Here is a 23,982-nt window from a genome sequence, read left to right on the forward strand (position 1 = left end):
TAGAATATCAACCATTAACCGCAAACGAGATACAACTTTGAATAAACTCGCTGTACTAGCCTTTTCCATACTCTTACTTTTAAGCACCATACTCTGGTATTTAGCTAACGGATCCCTCAATGAATACTTAAAAAGTCAAATCGAGTTACAAGGACACTACTACAGTGGACAAGAAGCATCGTTATTACTCGCTGAATTTTCTGATAATACCAATAGCGCTCAACTTAATCAGCTTACCTTGGCAAACTTAGCTAGCTATCAAGCTAAAAATGTACTCAGTGTTGATCAAGTATTTATTGAATTATCTGCACAGCAAAACAGCAGTTTACTGACCAAAATAGATAAAATAACACTAAACAAACTCATCATAAATATTGAAGAAAATAAAGAGGGTGTCAGTAATATTGAGCAGCTTATTCAAATAATCAGTTTAACACTTGCTAAAGATTACCCACAAAGTTATCCGGCTATCAGTGCCAAAATATATGCACAAGAACACCCAGAACTTGATGCTGAGCAATATGCTAAAAATCACCCTGAAGTTGGCGTGATTACTGAACATACTAAAGCCAAAAAAAGTAGAGGAAAAGCTAAACCTAAAATGATGATAGCGGCGTTCAACATTAAAGAGCTAGAACTCAATATAACAAAAAAAGGCATTACCCAATTGGTACTAAAACAGAATATAACAGTGAACAACATAGGAGGCACTGAGGGAATAGAAATGAATCAAATTGGGGGTGAAATATTGTTAAACCTATTAAAGTTAGCACAAAACTAACCTAATGATATAAAGCACTCATTGATTGCAATGGACTTGAATTTTACAAAAGGCCGATTAAGCTTATACAGTAGCAGTGTATAAAACATTCATATAACTACAATAAATAAGGTCGGCCAATTATGCCAATAAGGATATTTTCTTCTTGCAAAGTAATAGTGTTAAGCACATTTATTTTTCTTCAATTAGGCATAAATAGTTCTCATGCAACTGAATTTGAAATAAGCTCAATGATTGGGCATAACTTTAGTCCAGATCTTAGCAGTAGTTCAACAGATACCTTAGTAACCAGTAACGAAAATAATGTTGCTTTAGCTTTTGCATGGCAAGACTCTACAACAGGCCAAGGTCAAATTTTACTTAACTATGTATCTCGTGATTTTACCGACGAGATTAACCAATCAACTCACTCTTTCAAGACCCTCTATGCTCACTTTAGTGGTGTAGGTTTCTTTAAGGAAAGAAATTATATAACCACCGTTGGCTTAGGTATTGGCGCAACTTACTTTCATAGCGACTTTGATGATGTAATTTCACCGTCAATCACTGCCACTATTGGTACTCGATATTCACTATCTGAAACGTTAATACTCATTACTGAGCTACGCGGTTATGCTACGCTAACTGACGATAACGATACCTTGTTTTGTCAAAACGATAACTGCGTAGCACATTTTGATGATGCAATATGGTTTGATACCCAAATTTCAATAGGAATTGCCTACCGTTTTTAACTTACTGATTAGCCGACTAAGTTACTCCTTCTTTAGAAGTAATTTAAAAATATAGAGCTCGCCTTAATAAAAAATTAAGCGTTACGCTTTTAAAATTACATTTTCTTTATTTAGATCAAGATAAAAAATAACAAAACTGGTATGTTAGGTAAAATTTAACCTTATTTTTAGTGAGGAAATGTGACGTCAACAAGCCAGCAATTAATTTCTGTTACTGATCGCAATGGTGCATTTACTTATGTTAATGAACATTATTGTCATTTGACCGGTTATGACTCTTCAGAGTTACAGACAAAAAACATCAAACAATTAACGCATACAGAGATGCCAAGTATCGTTATTGATGAATTATCTGACACTTTATCAAAAGGCTTTTCTTGGCATGGGGTCATGCGGATAAAGACCAAACAAAATGAAGATGTTTGGCTTGATACTTTCACAACACCACAATATGAAAAAGGCCAAGTAGTGGGCTATCAATCGATCAGTAAAATTGCTGATGCAAGCTTACAAAAGAATGCCCATTCAATTTATAATGCATTAAATAGAAAAAACAAATGGGCTATTTTTGAGTTAACCAAAAACCACAAGTTTTTATTTTTAGTGCTACTTTCAATAATAAGTCAAATATTTATTTATTTTTACATTGGATTAACAACCTCCATTATTGCGGCCTTTAGCGCAATAGCCCCTATTCTGGTTTTTTGGTCAGATATTATTCCTACCGCCCAAAGAGCACAAAAAATGCAAAATGTATTCGACTCTATTTCTCGAAAAATTTATTTTGGTAAAGGGACAGCCAGTATATTTGATTTTAATTTTTCGATGCTAAAAACTAAAATCAAAGCCATTTTAGATCGGACAATAGATGCAGCCACACCAATAAGAACCGTTATGGCTAAAGTATCTGAAGGCCTTGATGAAAGTAGAGAAACCTTAGCAGAACAAAAAAGAGGCATTGAAGAGCTCAATACCTCAATGGCACAAATGCAATCATCAACCACAGAGATTGCACATAACACAACAATTGCAGCCGGTGATTTAGAAAGTACCTTTTCACAGTGTGAACAAGCACAACAAGATATTTACCAAACCACAAATAAAATACAAAACTTAGCAAAATCAGTTGAAAGTGCATCAAGCTCTGCAAATAGCTTAACGCAATCAGCAAACGGCGTTGGCGAACTAATGGAAGATATTCAATCCATTGCTGATCAAACTAACCTACTTGCTTTGAATGCAGCAATTGAAGCGGCTCGAGCAGGTGAACATGGACGAGGCTTTGCTGTTGTTGCCGATGAAGTAAGAAACTTATCCTCACGCACTCAAGACTCCGCAAAAGAAATTCATCAACGTTTAACGGTTATGCTTAATACCATACAAGAGTGGGTTGAGCTAATGAATCAAAATAAAGAAGAAGCTAACTTTTGTGTTGAAAGTGCACATGCATCGCATAGTACAATAGATTTAGTTGTTGATAGAATGCAAAATATTAGTCATGCAGCAACACAAATAGCAATAGCAGCAGAAGAGCAAAGTGCCGTATCATCTCAGATAACAAACAACCTAGACGATATTAGTCAAACAACTGAAAAAACTTTGTCAGAGACAGATAATGTTGCCCTACAAATGCAGCTACTAGCTAAAAGTGTTGAGGGAATTACCGATGTGGCAAACACTTTTATTCCTAAACAATAAGATTAAGAGGGAAAGCTACAATTTATCCTAGCTTTCCCTTAGCCTTTAACGATAGTTTTTCATAATTAAAGGCTAATATTTTTTCAGTTCATTAGCTTTTAGTAACATTGCCTTACTTTCAGCTAGAAAGTCATCGGCATAATCACCAAACCAATGCGAAACCTGTTTAAACATACTAACAAAGGCCTCTTTATCGCCTACTTCCACTTCTTCTAATAATTCTAAAAAGCGATAAGCAAAGCGTTTCATCATCGTAATATTATCAGGATTAGAAAAAATAATATCTGAATACAAAATAGGATCTTGAGCAAATAGGCGACCCACCATAATAAGCTCTAAACGATAAATAGGAGAGCTCATATTAACTAAATTCTCAATATCAGCCCCTTCCGACATTAAATGGTAACCATAAGCTATCGTAGAAAAATGGCGCATCACTTGTACCATTGACATAGCTTGATCATGCTCATGCGCTGACACTTGATAGGTTTTAGCTCCCCACACTCTAAATTGTTGTAACAGCCATTCATACTTAGCTTTATCGCGGCCATCACAAACAATAATAGTTTGCTTAATTAGTCCCGTTACATCTGGACCAAACATAGGATGCAAGCCAACAACAGGTCCTTGATGCGCTTTCATCATTTCAAATAAAGGCGTTTCTTTGATACTAGTAAAATCAGCTAAAATACAGTCATCGGGTAAATTATTTAGCTCATGAATAACCATTGACGTTAACCGAATAGGCACAGCAACAATAACCACACTAGCATCAGCTAAAATTTCTTTACTTTGCGGCCAATCGTCTTGTTCAATAACAGCAACTTGATAATTGGAACGTTGAAACAAATCAACAAAAACACGACCTAACTGCCCTTTACCACCAACAATAACCACTTTATTACAATCAGGGTTAATACACTGGTAACCACTCGCATCTTGACTTTTATATGAATCACGCATTAATCGACGTAAAACATCTTCGATTAAGTCGCCGCTTAATCCTGCATTTTCCGCTTGTTCTCGGCGTTGCTGAATTAATGCAGCTTCTCTATCAGGTGCAAAAATAGGCATGCCTTCCGCACTTTTTAACTCACCTACCTTTGTCGTAACCGCAAGGCGTTTCACTAATAAATTTACTAATTTACTATCAATGTCATCAATCTCATCGCGCAATGCTTTAAGATTGTCATCAAAATTACTCATAGTTTCTCTTACAGCTCATTTAATAAACAACAAGTGTTTAATAAGCCCGATGCTGAATTTATGATAAATTCAGCATCCCACTGTTGTTTAAACACGTTTCTTAAGTGCCTCATGAAGCATAGCATCGGCTTCAACCAATAAGGCCTTAGTAGTTTCTAAGTCAATACAAGCATCTGTAACCGATACACCGTATTCCATATCGGCAATAGCTAAGTCACTGCTTTGGTTACCTGCTTTTATATTACTTTCAAGCATTATACCAATAATTGATTTATTTCCTTCAACAATTTGGTTGAAAACATTGGTCGCAACCAGTGGTTGACGACGGTAATCTTTATTTGAATTACCATGACTACAATCAACAACAATACCTGATTTTAAATTATGCTTAGCTAGAATGTCTTCACATTCTTTAATATTCACACTGTCGTAATTAGGCTGTTTACCGCCACGTAAAATAACATGACCATCTGGATTACCAGACGTTTTAATTAACGCCACCTGCCCTTGTGGATTAATTCCCATAAAGCGATGTGAAGAAGCCGCAGACTGTAATGCATTAATGGCAACATCTAAACTACCATTGGTACCATTTTTAAAACCGATAGGCATTGATAAACCGCTTGCCATTTCCCTATGCGTTTGTGATTCAGTAGTACGCGCACCAATAGCTGACCAACTGAATAGTTCGGCTAAATATTGTGGACTAATAGGATCAAGCGCTTCAGTAGCTAAAGGTAACCCTAACTCTGTTAAGTAAATTAATAACTCACGAGCTTTTCTCAGGCCTGATTCTACATCGAAAGAGCCATCCATATGAGGATCATTAATTAACCCTTTCCAACCAACAGTAGTACGTGGCTTCTCAAAGTAAACGCGCATAACAATATACAAAGAATCTTGATACTTATCATGAAGCTTCTTTAACTCACGTGCATATTCTTTAGCACCTTCAACATCATGCACTGAGCATGGGCCACTGATCACAAGAAAACGCGAGTCGCGTTTATGCGTAATATCCGCAATTATTTTACGAGCTGATTTTACAAAAGCTCTACCGGGATCTTTTAAAGGTAACTCATTTCTAAGTTGCTCGGGTGTTATTAATACATGCTCTTCATTAACATGAATATCATTTAAAGTGCTTTTGTGAGCCTTATTATCAGCAGTTAAAGTTGCCATAGTTCTTTCCTAAAATTAATAATCGATAATTGAAATACACAAAATAAAACAAGATTTACTGAAAATATTGAAAAGATAAAATTGTAATTTTAGAGGCTTACAGCTTAATCAAAAATAAAAACATAAAATCGTAAAGATTTAATTACGTGCTTTGTAATGTTATTTTTACACATAATTTTCCTATAGTACAGCGTAAATTTTAAAAAACTAACGGACTATTCTTGCCTTCATATAACTGTAATATTTACGTCACGTAATTGTCATATTCAATTTCTACACTGTGGTTATATTAATAAAGCTCTATTAGACAACTTTATCACGCTAAAAATTTAACAAGTGGGAATATAATGACTAAAATAATGAAGAGTAAATTAACAAAAACAGTATTGACTTTATCTTTAACTGCCGCTGCTTTAATAAGCAATATTACCAATGCACAAAACAGTAGTCGCGATACCATTACTGCCGTTGGCTCTTCAACGGTTTATCCGTTTTCAACTGTAGTTGCAGAGCGTTTTGGTAAAAATACCGAGTTTAAAACACCAAAAATTGAATCTACCGGCACTGGCGGGGGCATGAAATTATTCTGCTCTAGTAATGCTATTAACACGCCTGACTTATCAAATGCTTCGCGTCGTATGCAAAAAAGTGAATTTGATATGTGTACTAAAAACGGTGTAACAAGTATCACTGAAGTACTGATTGGTTATGACGGTATTGTGGTTGCTAATTCAAATACCGCTAAGTTAATGAACATCTCCCTGAAAGAAATTTTTCTAGCACTCGCTAAAGAAGTACCGGCAAAAGATGGTAGCGAAAAGCTTGTCACTAACCCATATAAGTTATGGAGTGACATTAATCCTGCGCTACCAGCAAACAAAATTGAAGTGTTAGGCCCTCCACCAACATCGGGAACACGTGATGCCTTCGCTGAATTAGTTTTAGAAGGCGGCTGTAATCAGTTTAGTTGGATTAAAGCAATGAAAAAGCAAGACAAATCTAAATATAAAGAAATTTGTCATAGCGTACGTGAAGATCATACTTACATTGAAGCTGGCGAAAATGACAACTTAATAGTACAGAAACTAACCGCTAACCCTAAAGCTTTTGGTATTTTTGGTTTTAGCTTTTTAGACCAAAATAGCGATACATTACAAGGCGCAGTAATTAATGGCCAAGGACCTTCGTTCGAAGCAATATCAGACGGTTCATACGCCGTTTCTCGTCCATTATATTTCTATGTGAAAAATGCTCATGTGGGTAAAGTTCCCGGTATTTTAGAGTTTTTAACCGAATATACCAGTGAAACTGCAATGGGTGAAGAAGGCTATTTAACTGATAAAGGGTTAATTCCATTAGGTGAAGAAAAATTAACGAGCATTCGTAAAAACGTCTTATCACTAACTCCTTTAGTATTAACTGAGTAGTATTAACTGAGTAGTATTAACTAAGAAATGTTAACTGAACAGTTACAACTAAATAATCTTAACTAAACTCAATCACTAATAATCATCACCACGCTTTTAGGCGAGAAAGCACTTCTCGCCTAAACTTTATCAGCAATATATGTATTGTTTTTTTAATTGAAAAATTGGCCTTGATATATGAATTCATCTTTACTTTTTATTACCTTACTTTGCTTAACATTTTTCAGTTACTGGTTTGGAGTAAAGCGCTCATTAAAAGTTGCGGGTGGCGCAGAGCATAAAAAAAATCTAACCTGCTTACCACAGCAATTTGGCTTATTAACGGCAATGGTTTGTGGTTTACCGGCGTTGATCACATTGTTAATCTTTAACAGCGTTGAAAACACCATTATTGAGCAGATTCTTGCAACGACATTGCCTGCCAATATTCAAGCCCTTTCAACTATTGATCTTGGCCTTTACCTCAATAATATTCGCTCAATAGCTTCATCAGAAACAATAACAAACTTAATCAAGAGTATAGAAAATCAGAGCCTGAATAATGCTAATTTAGCGACACTTGAACAGCTCAAAGCGGCATTAACATTAAAAGAGTTACACCAACAAGTAACTTGGTTAAAAACCAGCTTAGTACTCGTTGTCGCGATTACTAGCGTTATCGTGCTCGTTAGACAATTTAGTATTACGTTTAAAGCTCGCCAAAAAGCTGAAGCAATCATACGTACGTTACTAGTTGCATCATCAGGCATTGCAATTTTAACAACGCTTGGCATCGTTATTTCCGTGCTATTTGAATCTATTCAATTTTTCAGAAGTGTGCCACCGACTGAATTTATGTTTGGTACTCAGTGGAGTCCACAAACGGCCATGCGGGTTGATCAAATAGGTGGTTCAGGTAGTTTTGGCGCAGTACCTCTTTTTGCAGGAACCCTACTAATCACCTTTATTGCCATGTTATTAGCTGTACCAGTAGGGTTAATGATTGCCATTTACTTATCTCAATACGCTAATACTAAACTACGCCGTGTTGCTAAACCTATGCTAGAAGTATTAGCTGGTATACCAACTGTCGTTTATGGTTTTTTTGCCGCCTTAACCGTTGCTCCTGTGATCAGAAACTTGGGAGAATCCTTTGGATTAAGCGTAGCATCTGAAAGCGCTTTAGCTGCTGGATTAGTAATGGGAACCATGATTATTCCTTTTGTCTCATCCTTGTCAGAAGATGCAATAAGTGCTGTACCTGAATCATTAAAAGAAGCGTCATTAGGCATGGGGGCAACCAAAAGCGAAACCGTTATTAAAGTACTATTGCCAGCAGCCCTACCAGGGATTGTGGGTGCAATATTGTTAGCAATTTCTCGTGCAATAGGCGAAACCATGATTGTTGTTATGGCCGCAGGAATGGCCGCAAACCTAACAGCAAACCCACTCGACTCAGTTACTACAGTCACAGTACAAATCGTTACCTTGCTAACAGGCGATCAAGAGTTTGATAGTCCAAAAACATTGGCTGCTTTCGCGCTTGGCTTAATGTTGTTTATCACGACACTTGGGTTAAATATTTTAGCACTGAAAGTTGTTAGAAAATATAGAGAGCAATATGACTAATTCAATAAAAAGCTCGACGGATAATACACAAATGAACGATTCAATTCAGCAGAAAAGCACCGTAACTATTACAGAGAAAGTAACAAAAAGCTTAAAAAAACGTCATAGAAAAGAAAAACGTTTCAAAATAGTAGGTTTACTTGCCGTACTTTTTGGTTTTATGTTGGTACTAACTTTAATCACAGATATTACAGCAAAAGCTATACCTGCATTTCATCAACACTGGGTAAAAATTGATGTTGATTATAAAAGCGCTTGGTTGAATATCGATGATACAGCCGCAGCAACACAGCTAACAAATCAAATGCAGACCGCAAATTATCGAAAAGTATTGAGAAACTCTATCTATCAAATGTTCTCAACAGGAGCAGAAAAAAAGCTAACGCGCCAAGATAAACGCCAGCTGACCAAGCTATTTTCAACCAATGCTGAATTCACGATTAAAGATAAATTAATTGCAAAGCCTAACTACATCAATAAAAAAATTGAACTGTGGGTGAAACTTGATGATGACGTAGATAGCTATCTAAAAGAAGATTTTCCGCTAGGCGAAGCGGGCCTTCGAGTATCGAAAAAACAAGCAGAGTGGATTGCAAAATTAAGTACTGAACAACGTATTGATAGTCGCTTTAATCTTAGTTTTTTCACTGCTAGTGACTCACGTGAACCTGAACTTGCAGGTATTAAGGGTGCATTAACAGGAACATTATTAACGATGTTTGTCACCTTGTTACTTTCATTTCCATTAGGCGTTGCAGGTGCAATATACCTTGAAGAGTTCGCACCTAAAAATCGCTGGACGGATATCATTGAGATAAACATTAATAACTTAGCTGCAGTACCATCAATTGTTTTCGGCTTACTCGGCTTAGCCGTCATTATTAATATATTTGAACTACCACGCTCTGCCCCATTAGTTGGTGGCATAGTATTAACCTTAATGACATTACCAACCATTATTATCGCCAGTCGTGCTGCAATAAAGGCTGTGCCACCATCTTTAAGAGAAGCAGCATTAGGATTAGGCGCTTCAAAAATGCAAGTTACCTTCTCCCATGTATTACCACAAGCGATGCCAGGCATAATCACAGGTGGCATTATTGGTATTGCACAAGCCTTAGGAGAAACAGCACCATTGCTGATGATTGGCATGGTTGCTTTTATTGTTGATGTTCCAACAAGTATTCTCGATTCTGCCACAGTATTACCTGTACAAATATTTTTATGGGCCGACAGCCCTGAAAGAGCATTTTTAGCAAAAACATCCGCGGCAATTTTAGTGTTACTCACACTACTATTAGTGATTAATATCACTGCAACAGTATTGCGCTCTAAGTTTGAAAAAAAATGATTTTTTTAAAAGAAACCGTTTAAGAAGAAACAAATGAATAATTTGAATATAAAAGAAAATGACTTATCAGAATTAGCGCTAACAGAAACTGTTGGGAATATTTATGCCGATAATGCAAAAATGTCAATTCGCAATGCCGATGTTTATTACGGTGAAAAACAAGCGATACACAATATCAGTTTAGATTTAGCGCAACATCAAGTTACAGCACTTATTGGACCTTCAGGTTGTGGTAAGTCTACTTTTTTACGCTGTTTAAATCGTATGAATGACACCATTGATATTTGCCGAGTCACAGGACAATTAATGTTAGATAATGATGACATTTATGCGAAAGATTTAGATCCTGTCTTATTACGAGCTCGTGTGGGTATGGTTTTTCAAAAACCAAACCCTTTCCCAAAATCTATTTACGACAATGTTGCTTATGGCGCCCGCATTCACGGACTTACCAATAATAAAACAGAATTAGACGAGATTGTTGAAACAAGTTTACAAAAAGCCGGTTTGTTTAATGAAGTTAAAGATCGATTAAAAGAGCCTGGTACTGGCTTATCTGGTGGTCAACAACAACGCTTGTGTATCGCTAGAACTATCGCCGTGAGCCCAGAAGTCATTTTGATGGACGAACCAGCATCAGCACTTGATCCAATTGCTACCGCCATTATTGAAGAATTAATCGATGAGCTTAAAGAAAAGTACACTATCGCCATTGTAACCCATTCAATGCAGCAAGCAGCTCGTGTTTCACAGCACACCGCTTACTTTCATATGGGTAAGTTAGTTGAAATGGGAAAAACTGAAGATATTTTCACACGCCCTGAGCATAAACTAACTGAAAACTATATTACTGGCCGCTTCGGTTAATGGGAGAATAAAATGACAACACAAGACAATACCAATACACCAAGTGGTTTTACGACAAAATTAAATTTAGACAAGCACATTTCACGTCGTTTTAATCAAGAACTAGAGCAAGTAAGAAGCTTAGTTATGGACATGGGAGCCTTAGTTGAACAACAAGTAAACGACGGATTAAGTGCTGTATTAAATGCTGATGAAAAACTCGCAGAAAAAGTAATAAAACGTGATAAAAAAGTGAATACCATGGAGCTAGAAATTGATGAATATTGCACTCAAATATTAGCTCGTCGACAACCAGCAGCAAGTGACTTACGCTTACTTGTCAGTGTCATCAAAAGTATTACTGATCTCGAACGTATGGGCGATGAAGCAGTAAAATTTGGTAAAAATGCCATTAAGTTAGCAAAAGGTAATTTTGCAGAACAAGAAAGTTCAAGACCGCTTGTTGAGTTAAAACACTTAGGAAAACATGTTAGTGATACGTTAAACAAGGCACTAACTGCTTACGCACAAATGGATGTCGCCGCTGCCTTAGACATCATAAAAAATGATAATATCGTCGATGAAGAATTTGATAACATTTCACGCTTATTAGTCACTAAAATGATGGAAAACCCACGAGAAATAAAAAATGCACTCAGAGTTACTTGGTGCGCTAGAGCACTAGAGCGTATTGGCGATCACACTACTAATCTATGTGAATATATTGTTTATTTAGTTGAAGGCAAAGATGTTCGGCACGCTACAATGGAACAAATTAGAGCATCAATCGACAACTAACAATAGCCTAGTAGCTTAAACATTAACTTACGGTGCTATGCGGTGTTAATAAAACAAAAAATAGGTGCTTCGGCTGACTCAATGAGCAACTCTTCTTTCACTCAGCCGACATCATTTACTTAATAAATGCTTTTTAAAAAGAAGTATCACTGTTAATAGCCTTAATTTAATAACACCTATCAATGAAAGATGCTTCAATTCACTCAGAAAACTTTGTACACTCACGACACAAAGAATATCCTTACTAAAGATATAGTCTATGCAAACAATAATTCCACCTGAATCGTGTCCTTTTTGTCAGGGAAATAATACTTGTATGGTTAATGATATAAAATCTTGTTGGTGCAACAACACTCCTGTCCCTGCTGAATTAATTGCTTTAGTGCCAATACCATTACAACGTAAAGCATGTATTTGTGTTACTTGTATTTCTCTATTTAATGAAAGCCCGACACTCTTTATAAAAAAACACCTAAACAGAGCAGCCACCTAAGTGTACATTTAGATGAAGACGCTGATAGCAAAAATTAAACAATGTCAATTATGTGAAAATATTTTACCCTGTGAGCCCAATCCTGTATTTCAAGTAAACGAGCAAAGTAAAATTCTTATTTTAGGCCAAGCGCCAGGAATAAAAGCTCATCAGACATCCATACCTTTTAATGATAAAAGTGGTGATAGATTAAGAGCTTGGCTAGGTGTAAGTAAATCCCAGTTTTATAATGACGAACTATTCGCTATTTTGCCGATGAGTTTTTGTTATCCCGGTAAAGGTAAGTCTGGCGATCTGCCACCGTTGCCCCTTTGTGCAGATACATGGCGTAATGCACTGTTAGCAAAGCTAACAAAAGTAGAATTAACAATAATATTAGGGAAATATGCTATCGCATGGCATTTGCATACCAAAGCCCCTATTACACAGCTAGCACAGCAATGGCAAACGCTATTAAACTCAAAACAAATTGTGCTCCCACACCCTAGTCCTCGAAATAATATTTGGTTAAAGAAAAATAGCTGGTTTGAAGATGAGGTTATTCCTAAACTTCAAAGTAAAATACAATCGCTAATTTAAAATACACTTTACACATTCCCTGAAACGGTCTGTATTGAAATGAAAGGCAATTCATCGTATCTTAATATTAGTTACCTATACTTTTTATATTAATTATATTGGATACGTAAAAATAATGGACAAACTTAAAGGCACATCGTTACTCTTAATTATTATGTTAACAAGCCTTCTATCAGGTTGTAATGCAAATAAAGAACCCAAAATGTCCGAGAAGCAAGTCGCCACTTCTTTTTTTAATGCCATTTATAATGAAAAAGACATCGATAAAGCTATCGCTTTAAGCTCTGCCGATTTTAAAAAAGAAATAGAAAAATACCACACCGCCAGCAATGTTGCGCGTCGTTTATTCAACATGAGCTTTGACTCTGTTTCATTACATACCTCAGCCAAGAAAAAGCAAATACTTGATAATTACAATATTCAGGTAACTATGATGATACAGTTCACCGGTAAACGTGATGGCAATAGCTATAAAGACTATAAAAAAATTCTATTGATTAAAAATAAGGATCAATGGTTAGTCGATAAACTGGTGGAAGATTAATATGTTGTCAATTTGAGCTTATCTTAAGAATAAGATACAGAGCAGAATTGAGCCCAATTTAAAAAGAAGAGCATTTCAGTGCTCTTCTTTTTTTAAACATTATTTGTGATTACTATTATTTGCAAAACTATCACTATATCAGCCTTAATAGGTTAATTAATGGTTTAGTTTTTAACGTTAATTACTTATATTTCAATAATTAAAATGAATAATAATTATCACCAAAATCTAGCTCTCTTTTTTCACGTCGCTCATCTTTATAAGCTTCTATTTCGCGCCATTTACGTTTATTTTGTTTCTTACTTTTCTTTTTTTCAAATTCAGTCTCTTCTTCAAAGTCACTAAAATCTAATTCTTGCCATTGTTCATCTTGCATAATAAATACTCGTAAAGTTAATGTTTATTGCAATATAAATAGCTAATATGACAATTTGTTTACAAAAAAATTAAAGTAAAATGATAGCCATTAGTTTATTTTAATAAACTCAAAAAACAACTGATTTAGCACTTACTTTACTTTAGTTAACAAGTTGACAATAATGTAGATTCACAATATCAATGTACCGCTAACATAACACCATAAGAGTTTATTTATGACTACCAACAACGATAACAACAAAGAAAACGCCACTATTCCACAAGAAGCATTTGATTGGTATGACGAATATGCTCATGGCATTATTGATAGAAGAACATTTATGAAGCGCCTTGCCGGCTTAGCTGTTGTTGGCATGAGTACTAACATACTCGCTTCGGCATTATTACCAAACTATGCACAAGCCGAACAAGTTTCATTTAATGATAAAGACATCACGGCAAGCTATGAAACATTTGAATCACCTTTAGGGCTTGGTAGCGTTCAAGGCTACTTTGTAAAACCAGCTAATTTATCAGGCCCCGCCCCCGCTGTTTTGGTAGTACACGAAAATAGAGGGTTAAATCCTTATATTAAAGATGTAGCTCGACGTGTTGCTAAAGCAGGTTTTATAGCATTTGCCCCCGATATATTACATACATTGGGCGGTTATCCAGGTAATGATGATGAAGGTAGAACAATGCAACGTACGTTAGATCGTGCAAAAGTTGAACAAGATTTTATTGCCTCCGCTAAATACCTTAAAAACCATCAATTATCTAATGGTAAACTTGGCGGTGTAGGCTTTTGTTTTGGTGGTTATATTATTAACATGCTTGCTGCAAGAGCACCTGATGTAATCAACGCCGGCGTACCTTTTTATGGCACCCCTGCGGCTAAAGAGTTGCGAAAAAACATTACAGCACCGTTAATGATTCAACTCGCCGAGCTGGATAAACGTGTCAATGCCACGTGGGATGAATACGAGCAAGACTTAAAAGCAAGTAACGTTGATTATGTAATGCACATGTACAAAAACGCCAACCATGGCTTTCATAATGATTCAACCAGTCGTTACCTACAAAAAAGCGCTGACTTGGCTTGGGAAAGAACAATCACTTTCTTTAATAAACATTTATCTACAGCGCAGTAGTTAACAGAACCATAATATTGATAGGTTTATATTGTAATCTATTCAAAACAAAGTGATGGTTGAGTCATGCTAGCCAGCTCATTAGCTGAGTTTATTTAGATGCTCAACCATGATGTTCTTTCATGGGAAATAAACTGCCGATTTGGCGGCAAAAATTGTTTATTTATCTCTTTTTCTTCTAAACCATTCCTTCATCAAACAGCCTACTTATTATTTATAATAAATAAGAAAGCACTATGTAGCTTGAACTAGACTTAATAAATGCTTTCCTCGCAGTTATTATTACTAACCTCGTCATAATGGCTCATATATTGCTCTAACGTTAAATAGTAAAAAATAATAGCACCACAATAACGAAGCAATGGATATTCATTATGATGATTTTTCAAAATTATGCTCAAGCAATCTCAAATGCAAAAGCTAATAATGAGTCACAGGTAAATTTTAATAAACCTATAACCGCCGTAGAAGCAATTCCCAGTGAAAAAGATACAGTCACACTTTCAGACAAAGCTCTAGCGATGATGAACGGTAAAACATATACCGAGGAAGCACCCACTTATATTCGTCCGGTAACGGCAAGAACATTACTTGCAAGCAATAACGAGCAAAACACTATAGGTAATACGACGACTAGTGATCAGCAAGTACCTGACTCTCGCTTTGCAGAGATAATGCAAAAAATATTAGATAAACGATTAGGGATTGATAGTGAAAAATTAGAAGAAATAGAAGTTATGATGGAGCAAGTAGCTAATGATGACAGTTTGAGCCCAGAAGCAAAACAAGAAGCCCTAGACAAGCTGACCGAGATGAGAGAACAAGTTTTTAAAGAAAGTATAGGTATGCAAGAAAATATACAACAAGCTGACTAATCCAGTAAATATAGACCATCCTACTTAACAAATGCCGTCACTATATGAGTGTGAACATAACGTTTACTCATAAAAACATCTCCATAACATTGGCTATTATCCCTTTATTCCCCCAGGAATATACTATAGGTTGCTTATAAAATTATCAGTAACCTATAAATCATAACTTAAGATCTAATCGTCATGCTACATTTGATATACAGCTTTAGGTAAACAGCTCTTTCCTATCAATAGTGCCATATTAATACCAATCTCACTAACTATGCGATCATTGCTACTTGTTAAAATCATCAACTACATCGTTATTTAATAATTTTAACAACTAGTTATTAAAATAAATTCCTTCTATTTGGCAATTTTTTCTCCGTATAAAATTGTTCACCTAATTAATGAGACTGGTATAAGCAATGCGTGCTACATACATAAATTGTATATCCCTCATCATCGTGAAATAAATCATCATCAAAAAAACTCGGCTACAAAAACGATTACTAAAACCTATCACCACAAAGTAAAAAGTAAAAAATAAACCTAAAAATGTAATAAAAAAACAACAAAGCTGACATAAAAATGCAATAAATTGAAAATAACGGTCATATTCAACGTATTTTTATTTCTTTTCTGTAATTTAATTACAAAAATGTATTTACATTCGATAAATTATTAGTATAATTACTCTAGTTCTTGAGGTAACACTCATTTAAATTATTTTCTTACGTGATACAGAGGTCTACATGAAAAAATTATTGATAGCATTAGCGTTAGTATTAACTGCAACAACAGCAACAGCGTCAAATACAAATGTGAAATTTGTAACAACTGATAACTCAACAGAAACTAATTTATGTTTATCAGCAGCAAAATACGGCTGGAAATCAGCATTAAGAAAATCACACAAAAAATTAAATTATGACATTATATGTAATGGTCAAAGCATAAAATCATTCTCTAAAAACTATAACGTTGAGCCAAAGAAAATAAATGACGACGTAACTACACAGTTTTTAGTTATACCTGCTAATGATAATTCAGCATCAAAAGTTTGTGCTCAAGCAGTAAGATCAGGCATCGATTCTGTTAAAAACACAGTAGACTTCAATGTTAAAGACGTTACCTGTAATGGCAAAAGCATTAGTAAGTTTGTAAAAGAATACAAGAACACATAGTTAAATAATTTTTAGACTTTTTTTATTCCCCGACAAAAAAGTTGCTTTAGCCACGTTATATTACGTGGCTTTTTTTTGCCTAAAAATTACAGCAAATTAATTACGATTTCCCCACTCAGTAAGAATTTACAACCCCCACCAGCTTTAAGCTCCTTCATTACCTTGCCACATCCTTGTAATTTAAAAGAAGATCCAAAGAAAGGTTAATGTTACTCTGATCTTATTAATGATTGTATACAATGAGGACTTCACTATGACCATTGGCGTTGGCGGCTCTACCCCAGAAATCGAACTGAATAAATTAACAGATATGACAGCAGATATCGTTGCTATTACTGAGCGTGAATTTAACGAACGTATTTCACAAGCACAAACCTATATGCTCGAACAAAACATTGATGCTATGTACTTAGATGCTGGCACAAACTTAACCTATTTTACAGGCTTAAAATGGTATAAAAGTGAACGCTTAGTTGGCGCTATTTTGCCTGCAAAAGGCGAATTAACGTTTATAGCACCACACTTTGAACAAGGCTCTTTGCTCGATCATATGATCATACAAGGTCAATTTAATGGTTGGCATGAACATGAAAGCCCATATGCTTTATTTGCCCAAACATTAATAGGCATGAACATCCGTTCAGGTAATGTCGCAATAGATGAATCGGCACCTTTTTTTGTTTTTGATGGTTTTCGAAAAGCTGCTCCGCATATTAACTATACCAACGCATCAGATATTACCGCCCTGTGCCGACAAATAAAATCGAGCGCTGAAATAGCTTTAATGCAACGCGCTAAAGACATGACAATTGCTGTACATAAGGCCGCTGCACGTATATTAACCCCCGGCATCAGTACTGTTGAAGTTACAGAATTTATTAATGAAGCCCATAAACGGGTTGGTGCAAGCGGTTCATCGTTTTGTATTGTGCTTTTTGGCTTAGCGACATCATTCCCACATGGTGTAAAAGAACCACAAATCTTAAAAGAGAACGATTGGGTATTAATTGATACTGGCTGTTTAGTACAAGGCTATAACTCGGATATTACAAGAACTTATGCTTACGGTGAAGCAACACCTGAGCAACGTAACGCTTGGCAAGTGGAAAAAGAAGCCCAAATTAATGCCTTCAATGAAGCTAAACTCAATGCACCATGTGGTAATGTTGATGATGGCGCACGTGCCGTATTAGAAAAACACGGTTATGGACCCGATTATCAATTACCAGGCTTACCACACCGAACCGGTCATGGCTGTGGTCTTGATATTCATGAATGGCCATATTTAGTTAAAGGGACTGAAACTAAGCTACAAACAGGTATGGTATTTAGTAATGAGCCGATGTTAGTTATACCCGATAAATTTGGTATTCGTTTAGAAGATCATTTTTACATGGATGAACAAGGCCCTGTATGGTTTACCACACCATCGCACTCAATCGATGATCCCTTTGGATTAGAAGTCTAATTTTTCTTACATAGTAGATAATAGTGACTTAGGAAATGACGGCGTTGAATGTAATTTTAATCGACTTCCATTTATCGATCGTCATCCTCGTGGTTTCTTAATCGAAGAGCCATTAACTAAGAACGAGATTCCCGATCAGACACTTCGGGAATGACGACTTCGAATGCCAATACACAGCAATTACCTACCCTATCAACACACTCTAAGTCTGCTTGAATCAAGTGCCTTAATGAAAGGTAATATTCACGTATGTTCATCATGGTGGGGTATGCTTAATTATTGTTTGGCATTTAGTTCTCTGTTCGCGTCGCGGTGGCGACAACACCCAAGGGGCGACGTACCGCCGCGCCTCCCCTTGGAACCCCTGCGGCGCCCAGCTCAGCAGAACATTAAATAACAAACGAGCCTAGTCCACGATACCTGCCGATTTATCGTCCATGAACAACGGCAGCCCTCGACGTCCTGCCTCGGGTCGAGGCCTACCATTGCTCGTTTATCATTTCATTGCTGAGATGGGTATTTAAGCACTTGGCTAATTTACTATCAAACAAACTGACTTGAGTTTTTTGAACAAACCAAAAATACAAAACCAATATTGTGAACCCTACTCTACCAAAAAACACCAAGTCTGCTTTAATCAAATGCCGTAATGAAAGGTAATATTCACGTATGTTCATCATGGTGGATTATGCTTAATTATTGCTTGGCGTTTAGTTCACTGATCGCGTCGCGGTGTCTACTACCCCCATGTAACGTCATGGCTCAGCTTGACTGACACTTTTCAAAATAACTATTCATTCACTGAGATGGGTATTTAAGCACTTGGCATAGCAAGTCGATATAAAGCACATAGCCTTTTTGAACATCCAAAAATACAAAACCAATATTGTGAACCCTACTCTACCAAAAAACACCAAGTCTGCTTTAATCAAGTGCCGTAATGAAAGGTAATATTCACGTATGTTCATCATGGATGATGAACAAAGCGATGTAGGGCATGGATGCCCGTTCAGCGATGTTACGTCGAAGATATTACCTTGAATGGAGGATGACACTTGATTAGCAGCTCCGAGGGAGTCCAGAGGGATGCCGGAGGCAGTATCCCTTTGGGTGCTGTCGGCACACCGACAATATAACAACCACATAAAAAATAAAAAATGAAATACGAAACTTATTCAAATTAAGCTTTTTATGTTATTGTTTTATAAAATATACATATGGAAATTGTATGGAAAGTTATAAAAACAAGTTGGATATAAAAGACTTACTTAATCTCAAAAAAGAAGAATTAAAAACTGATGATTCTGTCGAAATTCATAGTCTAAATTTAGCATTACAATCTATACAAAAAAGGCTCGATTACTGCGAATATTATTTTAAAGAATTTATAGACTTCAGCACTAAGGATGATTTACTTCTCGAATTAACACCAAAACATCACCCCAATTGTATTAGTTCAAGAACAATATTCGAAGCAAGTACCTATGCTTTCATACAAAATCTACACGCAGTTATTGATTCATTACCATACGCTCTAAATATTATTTTTACTGTTAATCAGACAATTGAAGATAATAAGGTTGGCTGGTACTGGGATTTTATAAAGCAGTTTAAGCCACAACCATTTTTTAAGTCTCTCAATCTTATGTATAATGATGAGTTGTTTTTAAAATTAAAAAAGCTATCAAATACAATAAAGCATAAACACCTTATTCGTATTAAAAATAATGGATATACACTTACGTTTGATCCTTTTTCATATGAAAATAAAAAGGAGATAATAGAAGTACCAAATCAAAATGTTAAAGAACTCATTATTGATACTCACGACAAATTAATACCAAAACTCCTAGATTTATATACTCAAATCAAGAATGCTAAGAAGAAAGAGTTAGCAGCTTTAAAATAAAAAAACCCGCTAGCAGCGGGTTTTTATTAACCTTTAAAAGAAAAGCAGTTTGCAATCAAAAGCTGACTACCAACCTGTTTTCTCTTTAAGTGCATTGCCAATTTCAGCTAAAGAACGAACAGTTTTAACACCAGCCGCTTCTAATGCTGCAAATTTTTCATCAGCAGTACCTTTACCGCCAGCGATAATTGCGCCAGCATGACCCATACGCTTACCTTCTGGTGCAGTAACACCAGCAATGTAAGATACAACAGGTTTAGTAACATTAGCTTTAATATATTCCGCTGCTTCTTCTTCAGCAGTACCACCAATTTCACCAATCATTACAATTGCTTCAGTTTGTGGATCGTTTTGGAACATTTCTAAAACGTCGATGAAGTTAGTACCTGGGATAGGGTCACCACCAATACCTACACAAGTAGATTGGCCAAAACCAGCATCAGTAGTTTGTTTAACGGCTTCGTACGTTAATGTACCAGAACGTGAAACAATACCTACTTTACCAGGCTTATGAATGTGACCAGGCATGATACCAATCTTAGTCTCGCCCGGAGTAATAACACCAGGACAGTTAGGACCAATCATACGAACGCCTGATTGCTCAAGCTTAGCTTTAACATCAACCATATCTAAAGTTGGAATACCTTCAGTGATAGTAACGATAAGCTCGATGCCTGCATCAATAGCTTCTAAAATAGCATCTTTACAGAACGGAGCAGGAACATAGATAACTGTTGCTGTTGCGCCAGTTGCTTCTACTGCATCACGTACTGTGTTAAATACTGGTAGGCCTAAATGCGTTTGACCGCCTTTACCTGGGCTTACGCCACCAACCATTTGTGTACCGTATTCAAGAGCTTGTTCTGAATGGAAAGTACCTTGACCACCAGTGAAACCTTGACAGATAACTTTAGTATCTTTGTTAATTAATACAGACATTATTTGCCCTCCGCAGCTGCTACAACTTTTGTTGCTGCATCAGTTAATGATTCAGCAGCAATGATGTCTAAGCCAGAATTTTTAAGAACTTCACGACCTAATTCAGCATTAGTACCTTCTAAACGTACAACAACAGGAACTTTAACGCCTACTTCTTTAACCGCGCCGATAATACCTTCAGCAATCATGTCACAACGAACGATGCCACCAAAGATGTTAACTAAAACCGCTTTAACGTTGTCGTCAGAAAGAATGATTTTAAATGCTTCAGAAACACGCTCTTTAGTAGCACCACCACCAACATCTAAGAAGTTAGCTGGCTTGCCGCCGTGTAAGTTAACGATATCCATAGTACCCATTGCTAGGCCTGCACCGTTAACCATACAACCTACGTTGCCGTCTAAAGCTACATAGTTTAATTCATATCTTGCAGCATGCGCTTCACGTTCATCTTCTTGAGATGGATCGTGGAAAGCACGCATTTTAGGTTGACGGTATAAAGCATTACCATCAATACCAATTTTACCATCTAAACAATGAAGATTACCTTCGTCAGTAATAACTAACGGGTTGATTTCTAATAAGGCGAAATCAAAGTCTTCAAACATTTTAGCTAGACCTAAAAAGATCTTAACAAATTGCTTCATTTGTGTAGGGTTTAAACCTAACTTGAAACCTAATTCGCGAGCTTGGTATGGTTGTGCGCCAACAAGTGGATCGATTTCAGCTTGGTGAATTAACTCTGGAGTTTCTTCAGCAATCTTCTCAATATCAACACCGCCTTCAGTAGAAGCCATAAATACTACTTTACGACTTGCGCGATCAACAACAGCACCAAGGTATAATTCGTTAGCGATATCTGTACAGCTTTCTACTAATATTTTAGCAACCGGCTGTCCATTTTCGTCTGTTTGATAAGTAACTAAATTCTTACCTAACCAGTTTTGAGCGAAATCTTTAATTTCGTCTTTAGATTTAACTAGTTTAACACCACCAGCTTTGCCGCGTCCCCCCGCGTGTACTTGAGTTTTAACAACCCACATAGTGCCGCCAATTTTATCAGCAGCCTCTGCAGCTTCTTGAGGTGTATCGCAAGCGAAGCCTTCAGAAACTGGTAACCCATATTCAGCGAATAATTGTTTCGCTTGATATTCGTGCAAATTCATGGTGTTTTATCCATTTATCTGTAAATGAAAGCTATTGAAACTTTTTTATTTATTAAAATTATAAAAATTTACAAAAGCCAAGGAAAAGTCGACTAATTATAATACAAAAGCTCTAATGACGGTAGTCAAAAGAGCTAATACTATAGTCTACTTAATTACTGTTTTCGTTACTCAAAAACATATAGCTAATATCTATACATCTAAAAGTAAACGAGCTGGATCTTCAAGTAACTCTTTAATAGTCACTAAGAAACCAACTGATTCTTTACCATCAATCAAGCGATGATCATATGAAAGAGCTAAATACATCATAGGAAGTATTTCAACTTTTCCATCAACCGCCATAGGTCTATCTTGGATCTTATGCATGCCCAAAATAGCTGCTTGTGGTAGGTTTAGAATTGGTGTAGAAAGCAATGAACCAAATACGCCGCCATTAGTAATGGTAAAATTACCACCCGTCATGTCTGCCATTGAAAGCTTGCCATCACGACCTTTAAGCGCTAAGTCGCGGATACCATTTTCGATACCAGCCATGCTTAATTGGTCTGAATCACGTAATACTGGTGTAACTAAACCACGAGGAGTAGAAACAGCAATAGAGATATCGAAGAAGTTATGATAAACAATATCATCACCATCAATTGATGCATTTACAGCAGGGTAACGTTTAAGTGCTTCTGTTACTGCTTTTACGTAAAAAGACATAAAACCTAAACGTGTATCATGCGTTTTCTCGAAAATATCTTTATATTGCTTACGTAAATCCATAATTGGCTTCATGTTAACTTCGTTGAACGTTGTTAACATAGCTGTTGAATTTTTCGCTTCTAATAAACGCGTTGCAATTGTTTTACGTAGACGTGTCATTGGTACACGTTTTTGACTACGCTCACCAAGGTCTTGTGCTACAGGTGCTGCTTTTGCAGGTGCAGCTGCTGTGTTCTTCGCTGCAAGTGCTGCTTCAACATCTTCTTTAGAGATACGTCCGCCTTTACCTGAACCAGTAACATCGTTTGCTGATAAACCTTTTTCAGTCATTAAACGACGAACAGATGGGCTAGCTAGTTCATCAGAACTTACCGCTTCATCAGGCGTTGCTGTAGCTGTAGTGCTAGCTGCTGCGCCAGCATTTAGTTCACCAATTTTTTGTGCACCTAATACAGTATCACCTTCAACATGGATTATTTTACCAATAACACCATTGTCTTGCGCTACAACTTCTAGCACTACTTTATCAGTTTCAATATCAACAAGATTTTGGTCAACTGATACCGTATCGCCTTCAGCTACATGCCAAGTGGCTACCGTCGCATCAGCTACCGATTCAGGTAAAACTGGTACAACAATATCAATTACTTTAGCTGCACCGCCACCATTACTAGCTGCTGGAGCTGGAGCCGCATCTGCTTTAGGCGCTGCAGCTTCTGCACCACCTTCAGAGTATGTACCAATAACTTGCTCGCCTAATACAGTAGCACCTTCAATTTGGCTGATATCAGTTAAAACACCATCAGCTGTTGCTGGCACTTCAAGAACTACTTTATCAGTTTCAATATCTACTAATACTTGATCACGGCTAAATTTTTCACCTACTTGTACATGCCAAGTAGCAACTGTTGCATCTGCAACTGATTCAGGTAATACCGGAACTTTTATTTCGGTTGTCATTTTATTTTATTCCTTACAAACTTTTTAGCACTT

23 protein-coding genes are annotated in these 23,982 nt (G+C 36.4%); 16 read left to right on the forward strand and 7 right to left on the reverse strand.

What is annotated here, in order from left to right; all coding sequences use genetic code 11:
- Window positions 1–37 precede the first annotated feature (37 nt).
- The 3 genes from Q4496_RS00700 (at window position 38) to Q4496_RS00710 (ending at window position 3,213) form a co-directional block, all read left to right on the forward strand.
- Complete coding sequence (locus Q4496_RS00700) at window positions 38–781, forward strand: hypothetical protein (RefSeq protein WP_303609757.1); 744 nt, start codon at window positions 38–40, stop codon at window positions 779–781.
- 122 nt (window positions 782–903) lie between these two features.
- Entirely contained in the window at window positions 904–1,515 is a 612-nt protein-coding gene (locus Q4496_RS00705) for a hypothetical protein (RefSeq protein WP_303609758.1), read from the forward strand.
- A 180-nt stretch (window positions 1,516–1,695) separates the two neighbouring features.
- Window positions 1,696–3,213: a methyl-accepting chemotaxis protein gene (locus Q4496_RS00710; RefSeq protein WP_215972936.1), complete on the forward strand. Its 1,518-nt coding sequence runs from the start codon at window positions 1,696–1,698 to the stop codon at window positions 3,211–3,213.
- A gap of 72 nt (window positions 3,214–3,285) precedes the next feature.
- On the opposite strand, the gene tyrA is transcribed toward Q4496_RS00710, so the two are convergent.
- Together tyrA and Q4496_RS00720 are read right to left on the reverse strand one after the other, a co-directional pair.
- A complete protein-coding gene (gene tyrA / locus Q4496_RS00715) occupies window positions 3,286–4,419 on the reverse strand; it encodes a bifunctional chorismate mutase/prephenate dehydrogenase (protein ID WP_215972937.1) in 1,134 nt (377 codons plus the stop codon).
- Between the two features lie 87 nt (window positions 4,420–4,506).
- On the reverse strand, window positions 4,507–5,601 hold the full coding sequence (locus tag Q4496_RS00720; protein ID WP_215972938.1) for a 3-deoxy-7-phosphoheptulonate synthase: 1,095 nt from the start codon (window positions 5,599–5,601) through the stop codon (window positions 4,507–4,509).
- Between the two features lie 347 nt (window positions 5,602–5,948).
- On the opposite strand from Q4496_RS00720, the gene Q4496_RS00725 reads away from it, so the two are divergent.
- The 8 genes from Q4496_RS00725 to Q4496_RS00760 all read left to right on the forward strand — a co-directional run bounded on the left by Q4496_RS00725 (window position 5,949) and on the right by Q4496_RS00760 (window position 13,247).
- Window positions 5,949–7,028: a PstS family phosphate ABC transporter substrate-binding protein gene (locus Q4496_RS00725; RefSeq protein WP_215972939.1), complete on the forward strand. Its 1,080-nt coding sequence runs from the start codon at window positions 5,949–5,951 to the stop codon at window positions 7,026–7,028.
- Between the two features lie 177 nt (window positions 7,029–7,205).
- On the forward strand, window positions 7,206–8,636 hold the full coding sequence (gene pstC, locus Q4496_RS00730) for a phosphate ABC transporter permease subunit PstC (RefSeq protein ID WP_215972940.1): 1,431 nt from the start codon (window positions 7,206–7,208) through the stop codon (window positions 8,634–8,636).
- A complete protein-coding gene (gene pstA, locus Q4496_RS00735) occupies window positions 8,629–9,987 on the forward strand; it encodes a phosphate ABC transporter permease PstA (RefSeq protein ID WP_215972941.1) in 1,359 nt (452 codons plus the stop codon). The genes pstC and pstA overlap by 8 nt, the downstream gene beginning before the upstream one ends.
- A gap of 33 nt (window positions 9,988–10,020) precedes the next feature.
- Window positions 10,021–10,854, forward strand: a complete 834-nt coding sequence (pstB, locus tag Q4496_RS00740) for a phosphate ABC transporter ATP-binding protein PstB (RefSeq protein WP_215972942.1) — start codon at window positions 10,021–10,023, stop codon at window positions 10,852–10,854.
- Between the two features lie 12 nt (window positions 10,855–10,866).
- The gene (gene phoU / locus Q4496_RS00745) at window positions 10,867–11,631 is read left to right on the forward strand and encodes a phosphate signaling complex protein PhoU (RefSeq protein WP_215972943.1); all 765 of its coding nucleotides are present in this window, start codon (window positions 10,867–10,869) and stop codon (window positions 11,629–11,631) included.
- A 259-nt stretch (window positions 11,632–11,890) separates the two neighbouring features.
- The gene (locus Q4496_RS00750) at window positions 11,891–12,124 is read left to right on the forward strand and encodes a cysteine-rich CWC family protein (protein WP_215972944.1); all 234 of its coding nucleotides are present in this window, start codon (window positions 11,891–11,893) and stop codon (window positions 12,122–12,124) included.
- Between the two features lie 12 nt (window positions 12,125–12,136).
- Window positions 12,137–12,703 carry a uracil-DNA glycosylase family protein gene (locus Q4496_RS00755; protein ID WP_215972945.1) on the forward strand — a complete coding sequence of 189 codons (567 nt, stop codon included), beginning with the start codon at window positions 12,137–12,139 and terminating at the stop codon, window positions 12,701–12,703.
- A gap of 115 nt (window positions 12,704–12,818) precedes the next feature.
- Entirely contained in the window at window positions 12,819–13,247 is a 429-nt protein-coding gene (locus tag Q4496_RS00760) for a hypothetical protein (protein ID WP_215972946.1), read from the forward strand.
- Between the two features lie 199 nt (window positions 13,248–13,446).
- On the opposite strand, the gene Q4496_RS00765 is transcribed toward Q4496_RS00760, so the two are convergent.
- Window positions 13,447–13,623, reverse strand: a complete 177-nt coding sequence (locus Q4496_RS00765; protein WP_215972947.1) for a DUF3545 family protein — start codon at window positions 13,621–13,623, stop codon at window positions 13,447–13,449.
- 217 nt (window positions 13,624–13,840) lie between these two features.
- Between Q4496_RS00765 and Q4496_RS00770 the strand changes: the two genes are divergently transcribed.
- The 4 genes from Q4496_RS00770 to Q4496_RS00785 all read left to right on the forward strand — a co-directional run bounded on the left by Q4496_RS00770 (window position 13,841) and on the right by Q4496_RS00785 (window position 18,264).
- On the forward strand, window positions 13,841–14,755 hold the full coding sequence (locus tag Q4496_RS00770) for a dienelactone hydrolase family protein (RefSeq protein ID WP_215972948.1): 915 nt from the start codon (window positions 13,841–13,843) through the stop codon (window positions 14,753–14,755).
- Window positions 14,756–15,129: 374 nt separating this feature from the next.
- Entirely contained in the window at window positions 15,130–15,630 is a 501-nt protein-coding gene (locus Q4496_RS00775; protein ID WP_215972949.1) for a hypothetical protein, read from the forward strand.
- A 734-nt stretch (window positions 15,631–16,364) separates the two neighbouring features.
- On the forward strand, window positions 16,365–16,796 hold the full coding sequence (locus tag Q4496_RS00780; protein WP_215972950.1) for a hypothetical protein: 432 nt from the start codon (window positions 16,365–16,367) through the stop codon (window positions 16,794–16,796).
- 253 nt (window positions 16,797–17,049) lie between these two features.
- Window positions 17,050–18,264, forward strand: coding sequence for a Xaa-Pro peptidase family protein (locus Q4496_RS00785; RefSeq protein WP_215972951.1), 1,215 nt, complete (start codon window positions 17,050–17,052; stop codon window positions 18,262–18,264).
- A gap of 116 nt (window positions 18,265–18,380) precedes the next feature.
- Here the strand turns inward: Q4496_RS00785 and Q4496_RS00790 are convergent, their stop codons facing one another.
- Complete coding sequence (locus Q4496_RS00790; protein WP_303609759.1) at window positions 18,381–18,524, reverse strand: hypothetical protein; 144 nt, start codon at window positions 18,522–18,524, stop codon at window positions 18,381–18,383.
- 968 nt (window positions 18,525–19,492) lie between these two features.
- Here Q4496_RS00790 and Q4496_RS00795 point away from each other — a divergent pair.
- Entirely contained in the window at window positions 19,493–20,173 is a 681-nt protein-coding gene (locus Q4496_RS00795; protein ID WP_303609760.1) for a hypothetical protein, read from the forward strand.
- A gap of 66 nt (window positions 20,174–20,239) precedes the next feature.
- Here the strand turns inward: Q4496_RS00795 and sucD are convergent, their stop codons facing one another.
- The 3 genes from sucD to odhB form a co-directional block, all read right to left on the reverse strand.
- A complete protein-coding gene (gene sucD, locus Q4496_RS00800; protein ID WP_215973857.1) occupies window positions 20,240–21,112 on the reverse strand; it encodes a succinate--CoA ligase subunit alpha in 873 nt (290 codons plus the stop codon).
- On the reverse strand, window positions 21,112–22,278 hold the full coding sequence (sucC, locus tag Q4496_RS00805) for an ADP-forming succinate--CoA ligase subunit beta (RefSeq protein ID WP_159820897.1): 1,167 nt from the start codon (window positions 22,276–22,278) through the stop codon (window positions 21,112–21,114). Before sucC ends, sucD begins: the two co-directional genes overlap by 1 nt.
- A gap of 192 nt (window positions 22,279–22,470) precedes the next feature.
- On the reverse strand, window positions 22,471–23,949 hold the full coding sequence (gene odhB, locus Q4496_RS00810) for a 2-oxoglutarate dehydrogenase complex dihydrolipoyllysine-residue succinyltransferase (RefSeq protein WP_303602517.1): 1,479 nt from the start codon (window positions 23,947–23,949) through the stop codon (window positions 22,471–22,473).
- Window positions 23,950–23,982: the final 33 nt, after the last annotated feature.

The sequence above is a fragment of the Colwellia sp. 5_MG-2023 genome (assembly GCF_030547795.1).
Taxonomy (GTDB): Bacteria; Pseudomonadota; Gammaproteobacteria; order Enterobacterales; family Alteromonadaceae; genus Colwellia.